Source organism: Magnetococcales bacterium, assembly GCA_015231925.1.
Lineage (GTDB): Bacteria > Pseudomonadota > Magnetococcia > Magnetococcales > JADGAQ01 > JADGAQ01.
The window spans coordinates 1-11,804 of sequence record JADGAQ010000131.1; the positions used below are offsets into that span (position 1 = coordinate 1).

Annotated in this window: 12 protein-coding genes; 5 read left to right on the forward strand and 7 right to left on the reverse strand. The window is 62.5% G+C overall.

Annotation, left to right across the window (positions count from 1 at the left end; all coding sequences use genetic code 11):
* Positions 1-484 precede the first annotated feature (484 nt).
* The 7 genes from HQL56_13600 to HQL56_13630 all read right to left on the reverse strand — a co-directional run bounded on the left by HQL56_13600 (position 485) and on the right by HQL56_13630 (position 8,838).
* Positions 485-1,414: a UDP-3-O-acyl-N-acetylglucosamine deacetylase gene (locus HQL56_13600; protein ID MBF0310555.1), complete on the reverse strand. Its 930-nt coding sequence runs from the start codon at positions 1,412-1,414 to the stop codon at positions 485-487.
* A 503-nt stretch (positions 1,415-1,917) separates the two neighbouring features.
* Complete coding sequence (gene ftsZ, locus HQL56_13605) at positions 1,918-3,153, reverse strand: cell division protein FtsZ (protein MBF0310556.1); 1,236 nt, start codon at positions 3,151-3,153, stop codon at positions 1,918-1,920.
* A gap of 46 nt (positions 3,154-3,199) precedes the next feature.
* The gene (ftsA, locus tag HQL56_13610; GenBank protein MBF0310557.1) at positions 3,200-4,438 is read right to left on the reverse strand and encodes a cell division protein FtsA; all 1,239 of its coding nucleotides are present in this window, start codon (positions 4,436-4,438) and stop codon (positions 3,200-3,202) included.
* Positions 4,439-4,550: 112 nt separating this feature from the next.
* Positions 4,551-5,240 (reverse strand): FtsQ-type POTRA domain-containing protein, encoded by a 690-nt coding sequence (locus HQL56_13615; protein ID MBF0310558.1) that lies wholly within the window; start codon positions 5,238-5,240, stop codon positions 4,551-4,553.
* Positions 5,222-6,214, reverse strand: coding sequence for a D-alanine--D-alanine ligase (locus tag HQL56_13620; GenBank protein MBF0310559.1), 993 nt, complete (start codon positions 6,212-6,214; stop codon positions 5,222-5,224). The genes HQL56_13615 and HQL56_13620 overlap by 19 nt, the downstream gene beginning before the upstream one ends.
* A 177-nt stretch (positions 6,215-6,391) precedes the next feature.
* Entirely contained in the window at positions 6,392-7,363 is a 972-nt protein-coding gene (gene murB / locus HQL56_13625; GenBank protein MBF0310560.1) for a UDP-N-acetylmuramate dehydrogenase, read from the reverse strand.
* Positions 7,360-8,838, reverse strand: coding sequence for a UDP-N-acetylmuramate--L-alanine ligase (locus HQL56_13630; GenBank protein ID MBF0310561.1), 1,479 nt, complete (start codon positions 8,836-8,838; stop codon positions 7,360-7,362). Before HQL56_13630 ends, murB begins: the two co-directional genes overlap by 4 nt.
* A gap of 194 nt (positions 8,839-9,032) precedes the next feature.
* Between HQL56_13630 and HQL56_13635 the strand changes: the two genes are divergently transcribed.
* The 5 genes from HQL56_13635 to HQL56_13655 form a co-directional block, all read left to right on the forward strand.
* Positions 9,033-9,179 carry a hypothetical protein gene (locus HQL56_13635; protein ID MBF0310562.1) on the forward strand — a complete coding sequence of 49 codons (147 nt, stop codon included), beginning with the start codon at positions 9,033-9,035 and terminating at the stop codon, positions 9,177-9,179.
* On the forward strand, positions 9,176-9,754 hold the full coding sequence (locus tag HQL56_13640) for a hypothetical protein (protein MBF0310563.1): 579 nt from the start codon (positions 9,176-9,178) through the stop codon (positions 9,752-9,754). The genes HQL56_13635 and HQL56_13640 overlap by 4 nt, the downstream gene beginning before the upstream one ends.
* A complete protein-coding gene (locus HQL56_13645; protein ID MBF0310564.1) occupies positions 9,751-10,539 on the forward strand; it encodes a class III cytochrome C family protein in 789 nt (262 codons plus the stop codon). Before HQL56_13640 ends, HQL56_13645 begins: the two co-directional genes overlap by 4 nt.
* Before the next feature lie 45 nt (positions 10,540-10,584).
* Complete coding sequence (locus HQL56_13650; protein MBF0310565.1) at positions 10,585-11,070, forward strand: hypothetical protein; 486 nt, start codon at positions 10,585-10,587, stop codon at positions 11,068-11,070.
* A gap of 112 nt (positions 11,071-11,182) precedes the next feature.
* Positions 11,183-11,804 (forward strand): chromate transporter (locus tag HQL56_13655; protein MBF0310566.1); only part of this gene is annotated, 622 nt, incomplete at its 3' end.

Below are 11,804 nucleotides of genomic sequence, written 5' to 3' on the forward strand. Positions count from 1 at the left end.
GGGGATTATCCCCCCCGGCGGGGTTCGGGGCAGCGCCCCGAGGTGTTGACCTGGCTTTTGGCGGGTCGAAGCCAATTGAAGAAATGGCCAACTCCGAACTGGTTCCACACCCTGTTAAGCCCTCGACCCGCCCGGAGGGGGTCAGGGGAGGGCTTCATCCTCCCCGTTCTTGAACGCGCCACCCAGAGGCAGCTGGTGCGATTCGAGCAATAATTGAACTCTCGACGCATCTGCCAAAAAGGATGGGGAGGATGAGTCCCTCCCCTGGCCCCCACCGGGCGGGTCGAAGCGTTTCCGAAGTTTGTGCAAAATGATCGGGTTGGTGCGCTATTCTTCAGGGCTTCGACCCGGTATGTCAACGTCTACGCCTCGGGGCGCTGCCCCGAACCCCGCCGGGGGGGATTATCCCCCCCGGACCCCCGTATATCGGATAAAAAAAAGGGCGCCTGGAGTCCAGACGCCCTTTTTTGTGGCAGACAGGCGATCAGCCCACCGAAAAGGCGGCAACCGGTTCATGCACCCCGTGGCTTTGATGAAAAACCGGGCTGCTTTGCGGTTTGACCTCGGTTTCCACGAACTCCCAGGCGTCCTCGTGGGCCAGCAGCTTGCGCAGCAACTGGTTGTTCAGGGCGTGCCCGGCGCGATGTCCCCGGAAATGGCCGATGATGGGATGTCCCAGCAGGAAGAGGTCGCCGATGGCGTCCAGAACCTTGTGGCGTACGAATTCGTTTTCGTAACGCAGGCCCCCCTCGTTGAGAATGCGGAAGTCGCCGATCACGATGGCGTTGTCCAGGGAACCGCCGCGAGCCAGGCCTTTGGACTGCAGCGACTCGACCTCTTTGAGGAAGCCGAAGGTACGGGCCCGGCTGATTTCCTTGATGAAGAGGATCTCGGAGAGATCCACTTCCACCTCTTGCTCGGAGAGCAGGGGATGGTCGAAATCGATCAGAAAGCTGATGCGCGAGGAGTTGGCGGGCTCGAATATGGCCTTTTTGATGCCGTCGCTGACTTCCACCGGCTTGCGGATGCGGATGTAACGGCGCAGGGCCTTTTGTTCCACGACGCCGGCGCACTGGATGAGGAAGACGAAGGGCGCGGCGCTGCCGTCCATGATGGGGACTTCCTGGCTGTCGAGGTCGACATAGGCGTTGTCCACACCCAGACCGGCGAAGGCGGCCAGCAGATGCTCGACGGTGGAAACCCGCACCCCGTCGGCGTTGGCCAGGGTGGTGCACAGCCGGGTATCCACCACGTTTTCGACCCGGGCGGGGATGATGGCCCCGTTAGCGTCGGTGCGGTGAAAGACGATGCCCGTGTTGGCAGGGGCGGGACGCAGGGACAAATAGGTCTTTTCTCCACAATGGAGGCCGATGCCCGTGCAGCGAATGGTATTTTTCAAAGTACGTTGACGCATTCTTTTTCCGTCCGTTGGTCCAGAATCCATAACGACGGGTTGATACAAAAACCCGATTTTTAGCTGGGAAAGGCTCCTTGTGCAACCCAAAAACGTTCGATGGAGCGGGATCCGTCCCTTTTTCCCTGCGTTATGGAAAATTAAAGCAAGTAATTTGCCAATTATGGAAAATTGGAAGGGCATTTTGCGCTTTTCGGAGCAGGAAATGGCAAATCGGTCGGGATTGAAACGCCATATGAGTAGTATCCTTTATATTTCAATATGATATCCTTTAGAAAGCAAAAAAGGAAAATGTTCGATCCGTTGACTTGTCCGTTGTCATTCTTTTTAAACGATCTGCGCGATTGAGTCGTCGTTTTGCGATGGGCTGTCCGCAAACATGGTGCGATCACCGGAGGAGGGGTCAGGCGGTTGTCACTTCCAAAAAGCGAAAAGGGGAGAAGCCTCAAGCTTCTCCCCTTTTTCCTTCCCGAGGTGTGGGAAGACCGTGTCACGCGAACCAATCAATCCATCTGACGACGCAGGAAGGTCGGCACGTCCCAATCGGTTTCGGCGGCGTTGTCACTCTTCTTGGAGGAGGCGGAGGCGGGTTCGGCTTCGACGGGTCGGCGGCGGGCCGGGCTGGCATGGCGAGTGGAGGTTTGCACCACGGAGGGGGTATCCGCCAGTTGTACCACGGCCGGCTTGTGATCCTTGGAGCTGACCTTGTTGCCGGTGTACGGATGTACCAGGCGAGGCTCGGATTTGCTCTTTTCCATGTTGGTGTAGTCGACCCGCTCGGCGGTGCCGATGCCGGTGGCCACCACGGTGACGCGCACCGTATCCTCCATCGACTCGTCGAGTACCGCGCCGAAGACGATGATGGCGTCGTCGTGGGCCATGTCACGCACCACGGTGGCGGCTTCGTCCACCTCTTGCAGAGCCAGGTTGTAGCCGCCGGTGATGTTGATCAGCACACCCTTGGCGCCATGGATGGAAACATCGTCGAGCAGCGGGCTGGAGATGGCGCTGGTGGCGGCGTCCAGGGCGCGGGTATCACCGGAGGCTTCCGCAGCGCCCATCATGGCCTGACCCATCTCGTCCATGACCGTGCGCACGTCGGCGAAGTCCACGTTGATCAGACCCGGCACGGTGATCAGGTCGGTGATGCCGCGCACCGCCTGCAACAGCACGTCGTCGGCTTTGCGAAACGCCTCCAGGATGGTGGTGTTCTTGCCCACCACGTTGAGCAGCTTCTGATTGGGGATGGTGATCAGGGTGTCGACGTGCTTGCGCAGCTCCTCCAGGCCGGTGTCGGCATACTGCATGCGCTTTTTGCCCTCGAAACTGAAGGGTCTGGTCACCACCGCCACGGTCAGGATCTGCATGTCCTTGGCGATCTGGGCGATGATGGGGGCGGCTCCGGTTCCGGTTCCGCCACCCATGCCGGCGGTGATGAAAACCATGTCCGCGCCCTTGAGGGCCTCGCGAACGCGATTTTCGCTCTCCTGGGCGGCACGCATGCCCACGTCGGGCTTGGCGCCGGCTCCCAGACCCCGGGTGACCCCTTCCCCGATCTGAATGCGGGTCGAGGCCAGGTTGCGCGACAACGCCTGGGCATCGGTGTTGGCGACGATGAATTCCACCCCGTCAAGGTGGCCCTGGATCATGTTGTTGATGGCATTGCCGCCGCCACCACCAACGCCGACTACCTTGATACGGGCTTCGAGCCCGTCGAAATTCGCAAATTCAATGCTCACCGTGTCCCCCTGCTGCCATCAATCGACCATGCCGAAGCATCATAAATCAAAATACGCCGCCAAACCAATCCTTCATGCGCTGAAGAGTGGTTTTCACCCCGCCGGACTCCGTCCGGGAACCCCGTGAGGGGGAACCGGTATCGTAGCGACTGGCCCACAGCACCAGTCCCACGGCGGTGGCATAGATCGGCGAAGCCACCACGTCGGCCAGACCACCGATCCCCTGGGGAACGCCGCGTCGCACCGGTTTGTTGAAGACCTCCTCCGCCAGTTCCACCATGCCTTCGGTGATGGAGGAGCCGCCCGTCAGCACGATGCCCGCGGCGATATGCTCCTCGAATCCCGAACGGGTGATCTCCCGGTTGACCAGATTGAACAGCTCCTCGACCCGTGGCTCGATGATCTCCGCCAGAATGTGGCGCGCCAGGGAACGGGGCTTGCGGTCGCTGATGCTGGGAACTTCGATCACCTCTTCCGGATTGACCAGGGAGGCCAGGGCGCAACCATACTTGCGCTTGAGCTGCTCCGCTTCCCGTGTGGGGGTGCGCAGGCCCACGGCGATGTCGTTGGTCATGTGATCCCCGCCGATGGGCAGTACGGCGGTATGTTTGATGTAGCCGTCGATGAAGATGGCGATGTCCGTGGTGCCGCCGCCGATATCGAGCAGGCAGACGCCCAGCTCCTTTTCGTCGGTGGTCAAGACCGCTTCCGAGGAGGCGAGTTGCTCCAGAATGATATCGGCCACGTCCAGGCCGCAGCGGTTGGCGCATTTGATGATGTTCTGCGCCGAAGCCACCGCGCCGGTCACCACGTGAACACGGGCTTCCAGGCGAACGCCGGCCATGCCCATGGGGTCGCGAATGCCGTCCTGTCCGTCGAGCAGGTACTCCTGGGGGATGATGTGCAGCACTTCCCGGTCGAGGGGGACATTGGTGGCACGGGCCGCTTCCAGAACGCGCTGGATATCGTTCGGGGTGACTTCGCCCTCTTTGGTGGCCACCACGCCGTTGGAGTTGAGGCTCTTGATATGGGAGCCCGCGATGCCGGCGTAGACCTCGTTGATATCGACGCCGGCCATCATTTCGGCCTCTTCAACCGCCATGCGCATGCTTTCGACGGTGGAGTCGATATCCACCACGACGCCCTTTTTCAGCCCGCGGGAGGGGTGGTTTCCCAGGCCGATGACATCCAGGCGTCCGTCCGGCTGCAGGTCGGCGACGATGCAGCAGATTTTGGTGGTTCCGATATCGAGACCGACGATGAGGTTCTGGTCCTGTTTGGACATATTCCCATCCGGGGGTGAGGGGGTGGAATCCTGCCGATCCGTAGCGGATCGAATCCTGTGAATTTTGTCAATTTGTCAATTATGCATGCAATTGTAAAACCAAACCGGCCAATCAAACGCGCGGTTTGACAAAAACCTTGCCCGGAACCCGCAGATCGATGCGGGAGACCCGCCTGTCCAGAATGCGATGCTGATTCTGGATGCGCTGCAGGAGGATCAGATCCTCGTTGGCCTCCTGCGAGAGCAGCAGTTGAATGCCTCTGCGGGTGAACAACATCCAGCGTCCGCCCGGCAGGCCAACCGCTTCCGAAATTTCCGGTCTGAGCCAGACATGTTTGTTCAACAGGTTGATGATGTCAACGATTGCCTTGGCCCGATCCTCATCCTGGATGCCGGAGATGATGGGCATGACCACCGGATCGTTGATTTCCAGGGGTTTGATGGGCATGCCGTACTCATCCAGCAGAACGAGCCGGTCACCCTCCTTGCCCGTGGCCACCGCGATCTTTTCTACCATTTCGATGACCAGCGTTCCAGGGAATACGCGCGAAACTTCCACCTGGCGGATCCAGGGAATCACTGACAACCTGCTGCGCACCATGGCCGGATCGATGGAGAGCAGGTTGATGCCCTGGTTCAGCTCCAGCACCCGCAACGCCTCCTGAACATCGGTATGGTCGCTGCCCTGGACGCGAATTTCCCGCAAGGGGAACCAGCCGGGGGTGAAGGCGAGAATGCTCAGCCACCACGCCCCTCCGGCCAGCCCGATGGTGAAGACGAAGATCAGCAGCCTGCGCCACATTGTTCCAACGTGGCTCCCGCCAGAATGCGTTCGACCAGGGCATCGAAGGAGAGACCGGCATGGGCCGCCGCTTTGGGCGCCAGGCTGGTTTCCGTCATCCCCGGAATGGTGTTGATTTCCAGGATCCAGGGTTTGTTGTCGGCGTCGATCATCAGATCGACCCGGGCCAGCCCCCGGCATCCGGCACACTCATACGCGGCCACACCGAGTCGGGTGGCTTCGGCCATGGTCTCCTCGTCCAGGTCCGGGGGAGGGATGGGATATCGGGTCCGCCCGGCGGTATATTTGCAGTGGTAGTCGAAAAAGGTGTCCGAGGGCAGAATGCCCACCAGCGGCAGACCCTGGCCGTCAAAAACCGAGAGGGTGACTTCCCGTCCGATAACACCCTGCTCCACCAGAATCTCCGCGGAAACCGCCAGGGCTCCGGCCAGTCCCCCGGCCAGCTCCTCGAAGGTGGCGACACGGGCGATACCGACGCTGGAGCCGGAACGGTGGGGTTTGACGAAAAGGGGATAACGCAGTCCGGCCGCCCGGACCTCCTCCGCGAGGCGTCGGGCCTCCGAGCGGCGGGTGGTCTCGTCGCTGTCCGGCGCCAGACGGCCCCGGCAGATCACCCAGGGCGGGGTGGGCAGACCCTGGTCCCGCAGCAGGCGCTTGCACAGACCTTTATCCATGCAGTTGGCGGAAGAGGCCACCCCCGATCCGGTATAGGGGATGCCCAGGATCTCCAGCAGCCCCTGAACGGTGCCGTCCTCGCCGTAAGGGCCGTGCAGGGCCAGCACCGCCACCTGTATGCCGCTCGCCACCAGGCGGGCGGGCAGATCCCGGGCCACGTCGATCTCCGTGACGTCGAAACCCTGGCGACGCAACGCCGTGGCCATGGCCTTGCCGCTGCGCAGGCTGACCTCCCGTTCTTCCGAAAGCCCTCCCAGGAGTACCCCGACCTTGGCCTGGCGCCACTTGTTGTCCCGCACTTGGTACTCCATGGATACTCGTGCCTCCCTGCCCGGCCAATGCGCCATCGGAAACGGGTTGCGCCATGCGCTCCCACTCCCTGACGATGCCCTTCCCAGCTCCATATTAAAAGGGTTGAAGGGAAGGGGGTTCAAGTCAAAAAGTGCATGGATGATGAAATCCCTTTGCAGCGATTCCTAACCGATTGTTGGTAAAGGAGAATCTTTCATCGACCGAAAAGGGGGCTCGCGCCGCCCGGAAGGCCCGAGCAGAATGACCTCCGTCTCCAGCAGAATTCCGCTCCGGGCCAGCACCCGTTCCTGCACCAGGGCGATGAGATCGCGCATCTCCGTAGCGGTTGCCCCGCCCCGATTGATCAGAAAATTGCTGTGCTTTTCCGAAACCTGGGCCCCGCCCCGGCTCACCCCGCGCAGACCGGCGTCGTCGATCAGCTCCCAGGCTTTGGGGCCGTTCGGCGGATTCTTGAAGGTCGATCCGGCGGAAGGGTGGTTCAGCGGCTGACTGGCGGCGCGTCGGCGGTTGATGCGACGCAACCGCTCCCGGACGACTTCCGGTTTTTCGGGGTGCAGGCGGAAGGTGGCCTCCAGGAAGATCCACGAATCGGGCAGGTCGCAGTGGCGATAACGCAGGCCCAGGGCGGAAGCGGGCAGGTGGTGCAGTTCCCCCCGTGGATCCAGAAGGGTGGCGGAGAGCAGGCTGTCGGCGACCTCCGCCCCGTAGGCCCCGGCGTTCATGCGCAACGCCCCCCCCACCGAACCGGGAATGGCGGAGAGGAACTCCGCCCCGCCCAATCCCGCCTCGATGGCGATATGGGCCATACGCCGCGTGGAGAGGCCCGCTCCGGCCCGCAACAGGCTGGAGGGTGCCCCAGCCTCCCTTTCCACGGAACAGGCCGAAAAGGCCCCTTCCAGATGGATGACGCAGCCGTCGAAACCTTCATCCGCCACCAGCAGGTTGCTGCCGCCCCCCAGCAGGAAAAGCGGCTCTTCCGGCGGCATGCGCCGCAACAGTCCGGCCAGCTCCCCGACGTCGGTCAGGGGCAGGAACCAGCGGGCGCAGCCCCCCATGCGCCAAGTGGTGCGCCGCGCCAACGGCTCCTCATGGCGCACCCGGTCGGCCAGTTCGGCCAGCGGAAAGGCCCGGATCACGCGGTTTCCCGCTGCTTCTGACGCCAGGCGGCGTACCCTTTCGCCAGACGGGTGATGTCCCCCGCTCCAAGAAAGAGGGCCACGGCGTCCTCGCCCAGCAGGGCGTCGAGGGCCTCGTAAGGCTCCGTCCCTTCCGGCATGATGCGGCAGGGTACATGGGATTGGGCCTGGATGCCCCGACACATGGCCTCCGGTCCCCGACTCTCCAGAAGGCCCGGGGGAGGGGTTTCGCCGGCGGGATAGATGCGATCCACCACCACCTGATCGGCCAGGCGGAAGGCCTGCAGAAACTCCTCGTAATGGTCCCTCACCCGGGTGTAGCGATGCGGCTGGAAGAAGGCCACCAGGCGGCGATCCCCGCAGGAGCCGCGAGCCGCTTCGAGGGTGGCGTTGATCTCCGTGGGGTGGTGGGCGTAGTCGTCGATGACCAGACGGTTTTCATCCTCCCACAGCAGATCGAAGCGGCGTTGCACCCCCCGGAAATGGCTCAGGGCGTGACGCACCGCCACCCAGGGAATGGAAAGCTCACGGGCCACGGCGATGGCCGCCAGGGCGTTGTGAACGTTGTGACGGCCCGCCAGGCTGGTTTCCATCTCCCCCAGATCCTCGGTCCGCTGGTGGGGCTGGTCGTGGCGCAACACCCGGAAACGGGTGCGAATGCCCTCCTGCCGGATATCCACCGCCTGCAGATCGGCATCGGGACCGAACCCGTAGGTCACCACCCGTTTGTCCGGCAGCGAGGCGGCCAGACCGGCCACCTCCGGATGATCCCGGCACAGCACCGCCAGGCCGTAGAAGGGAATGCGGCTGGCGAACTCGTGGAAGGCTTTGCGCACCGCATCGAAGGTGCCGTAATGCTCCATGTGTTCGGCGTCGATGTTGGTGACCACGGCAATGGAAGGCAGCAGCTTGGTGAAGGAGCCGTCGCTCTCGTCGGCTTCGGTGACCAGGAAGTCGCCGCTGCCCAGGCGGGCGTTGCTGCCCAGCGCCTTGACGATGCCTCCGTTGACCACCGTGGGATCGAGTCCCCCCTCCACCAGCAGGGTGGCCACCAGTGAGGTGGTGGTGGTCTTGCCGTGGGTGCCGGCGATGGCGATGGAGTGTTTCAGACGCATCAGTTCGGCCAGCATCTCGGCTCGGGCCACCACCGGTATGTGCAGTCGCCGGGCTTCCACCACCTCCGGGTTGTCCCGTGAGACGGCGCTGGAGTAGACCACCGCCTGACAGCCCGCCACCTGGGAGGCCTGATGTCCCAGATAAATGGTGGCTCCGAGCGCCTTGAGCCGTTTGGCGTTGGCGTTTTCGCTCAGATCCGAGCCGCTGATGCGGCAGCCCATGGTCAGCAGAACTTCGGCGATGCCACTCATGCCGATGCCGCCGATACCGACGAAATGGATGTGGCGAATGGATTTGAACACGGCGACCTCCAGCCTCCTGCCAGATGAAAAACACGTCCGCCGCACAGGGTTGTTCATCCCGACGCGCGGGTCAAGGGTTTCGCTGTTGCCACCGACCGGAGGGCCCGGCCACCGGAATGTCGCCTGTTACGCCTTCTTCATCCTGGTTTCAGGCTTCACCGGCTAAGCTGCACACCATGAAACCTTCCCGGAGCCCTGCACGCCTCCGGAACGGATCGTTCACCTTCCATCCGGGATCGGGAGTCTGCCGCATGTCCGCTTTGACGCTTTTCCTGGTTCTCCTGACGGGGCTTGCCCTGCAGATGCTGCCTTTCGCGGCGATGAGCTTCCGGCGTCACTGGCGCGACTGGCAGGCGGTCAAGGGTCGTCCGGTGGAGGCCGACGGGTCCGGACGATGAGCAACTCCCTTTTCCGCGCCGAAATTCGGCCCTTTCTGAGCCTCTTCCTGGCGTTGCTGCTGGCGACCCTGCTCGGGGACTACCTGCTGCATCGCTTCGATCTCGTCTCGGTCGGTCGTTATCTGGGGATTCCGGGCACTCTGCTGATCGTGGCCTCCCTGGCCTACTCCCTGAAAAAACGCCGCATCATCCGGTCGGGAACACCGCAGACCTTGCTGAAGCTGCACGAACTGTTCACCTGGATGGGAGCCTTGATGATCTTCATCCACGCCGGGGTCCATTTCAACGCGGTTCTGCCCTGGCTGGCCACCCTGGCCCTGATCGTCAACGTGGTCAGCGGCCTGGTGGGACGCCGACTGCTGAACCGCGCCCGTCGCCATGTGGCCTCTCTGCGGCAGACCCTCCGCCAGCGGGGATTGTCGGATGAGGCCATCGACAAGGAGCTGTTCTGGGACGCCGTCACCCTGGAGCAGATGACCCGGTGGCGCACGGTGCATTTCCCCATCTCCTACGGCTTCGCCTTCCTGGCCGTGGCGCACATCGTCACCATTCTGCTCTTCTGGGAGTGGCGATGAACAGCACCGTGAAATACCTCATGCTCCTCAATCTGCTGATCCTGTCGGCTCTGCTCTTCCTCTATCCCCACCGGATGATCGCCCCCGGTGAGGTCATGGCGGCGCATCGCCATCTGAATACCGACTGTTTCGCCTGTCACGACAGCTTTTTCGGGGCTGCCGACGCCAAATGCGTCGCCTGCCACAAGGTGGCCGATATCGGCTTGCGCAACAGCAAGGGTCTGCCCCTTGCGGGCCACAAAGTCGCCGTGCCCTTCCACCAGAGGCTGACCGGTCAGGAGTGCATCGCCTGTCACAGCGACCACGCGGGTGTGGCCAAATACCGTGTGACCGGGCGTTTTTCCCACGGCTTGCTGGAAGAAAGCACCCGAAGCCGCTGCCTCTCCTGTCATCAACCGCCCAAGGATACCCTGCACCGGCAGGCCGACGCCTCCTGCAGCTCGTGTCACGGCATGGAGAAGTGGAAACCCGCCTCCTTCGAACACCGGAAATATTTCGCCTTCGACCGGGATCACCAGGTGGGTTGTGTGATCTGTCATCCGCAAAACGATTACAAACAATACACCTGTTACGGCTGTCACGAACACTCCGCGGGCAATATACGCAAGAAGCATCTCAAGGAGGGCATCCGTGACTATGAAAAATGTGTCCTCTGCCATCGCAACGCCGACGAAGACGACGCCGAACGCCTCTGGAAGTCGGGGCGCTGGCGCGAGGGTTGGTCGGGCGACTCCCCGGTGATCGATCGTGCCGGGGGGAAATCGGGTCGGAAAGAGGACGATTGAGTGTCCTCAATGTGAGCGTATCAACCAATCAACGGGAGTATCTTGATGAAATTACCGAAATCCACGATGAGTCTGGGCGTTGTGTCCCTGTTGATTTTCGCCCCCGTGGCCTTGGCCGGGGAGCATGCCCATTCCGGACATGCCCCGGCGGTCTCCGTTGCGCCGGCGAATCCGGCTCAACCCTGGGCGACCGATGCCCCGCTGCGTCAGGCCATGGCCTCCATCCGCACCCGGATGGAGGCCGACCTGCCGCGCCTTCAGGAGAAGCACTTCACCGAGACCGAATATCGCGACCTGGCCCTGTTCCTCGGCAAACAGGTCGACTTCATGGTTGAAAACTGCAAACTGCCACCGGATGCCGATGCCGGGTTGCATGGCGTGCTGGAAAAGATTCTGCAGGGCATCGGCGCCCTGGAGGCCGGTCGTTCCGAAGCTGCCGTGATCCTGGTTCAGGCCCTGGAGAGCTATGGCCATCTCTTCGCCCATCCGGGCTGGAAGCCGCCGCTGGCGAAAGGGTCAAACGGCCCTTGAAACGGGGAGGGGAGTGTGGCGGGAAGGGGCGATGCGAGCTTTTCCCATTGCCGAAGCGGGTGTTCTGAGGCATTGTCGAAGAACCTCTTCACTTTCCGACGGAAAGCTCTCCATGCCATCTCCCGACCTGCCGCCCCCGCCGCCCGCGTTTCGGGAGGCCTTCCTCTACTGGCTCAAGCTGGGTTTCATCAGCTTCGGCGGTCCCGCCGGGCAGTTGGCCGTCATGCATCAGGAGTTGGTGGAAAAGCGCCGCTGGATCTCCGAGCGGCGCTTTTTGCACGCCCTCAACTACTGCATGCTGCTGCCGGGACCGGAAGCCCAGCAACTGACCATCTATCTGGGCTGGCTGCTGCATCGCACCAAGGGGGGGCTGGTGGCCGGAACCCTCTTCGTGCTGCCCTCTTTCTTTTTGCTGGTGGGGTTGACCTGGGTTTACACCGCTTTCGGTCACCTTTCCTGGGTGGCGGGGATATTTCAGGGGGTCAAACCCGCCGTGGTGGCCATCGTGCTGGCGGCGGCCTGGCGCATCGGCTCCCGCGCCTTGAAAAACGTCTGGCTCGGGGGCTTGGCGAAACTCTCCTTTCTGGCCATCTTCGTCTTTAACGTGCCATTTCCCCTCATCGTGCTGGGAGCGGCCCTGCTGGGCAGTCTCGGAGGCTGGTTGCTGCCGGAGAAGTTTTCCATCGGCGGTGGTCACGGCAGTGCGCAAAAGAGCTATGGCCCCGCCCTGCTCG

Coding starts and splice junctions, on each gene's coding strand:
- HQL56_13600 (MBF0310555.1), bottom strand. CDS start 1,414: ATGCGTCAACGTACTTTGAAAAATACCATTCGCTGCACGGGCATCGGC.
- ftsA (MBF0310557.1), bottom strand. CDS start 4,438: ATGTCCAAACAGGACCAGAACCTCATCGTCGGTCTCGATATCGGAACC.
- HQL56_13615 (MBF0310558.1), bottom strand. CDS start 5,240: ATGTGGCGCAGGCTGCTGATCTTCGTCTTCACCATCGGGCTGGCCGGA.
- HQL56_13630 (MBF0310561.1), bottom strand. CDS start 8,838: ATGAACAACCCTGTGCGGCGGACGTGTTTTTCATCTGGCAGGAGGCTG.
- HQL56_13635 (MBF0310562.1), top strand. CDS start 9,033: ATGTCCGCTTTGACGCTTTTCCTGGTTCTCCTGACGGGGCTTGCCCTG.
- HQL56_13640 (MBF0310563.1), top strand. CDS start 9,176: ATGAGCAACTCCCTTTTCCGCGCCGAAATTCGGCCCTTTCTGAGCCTC.
- HQL56_13645 (MBF0310564.1), top strand. CDS start 9,751: ATGAACAGCACCGTGAAATACCTCATGCTCCTCAATCTGCTGATCCTG.
- HQL56_13650 (MBF0310565.1), top strand. CDS start 10,585: ATGAAATTACCGAAATCCACGATGAGTCTGGGCGTTGTGTCCCTGTTG.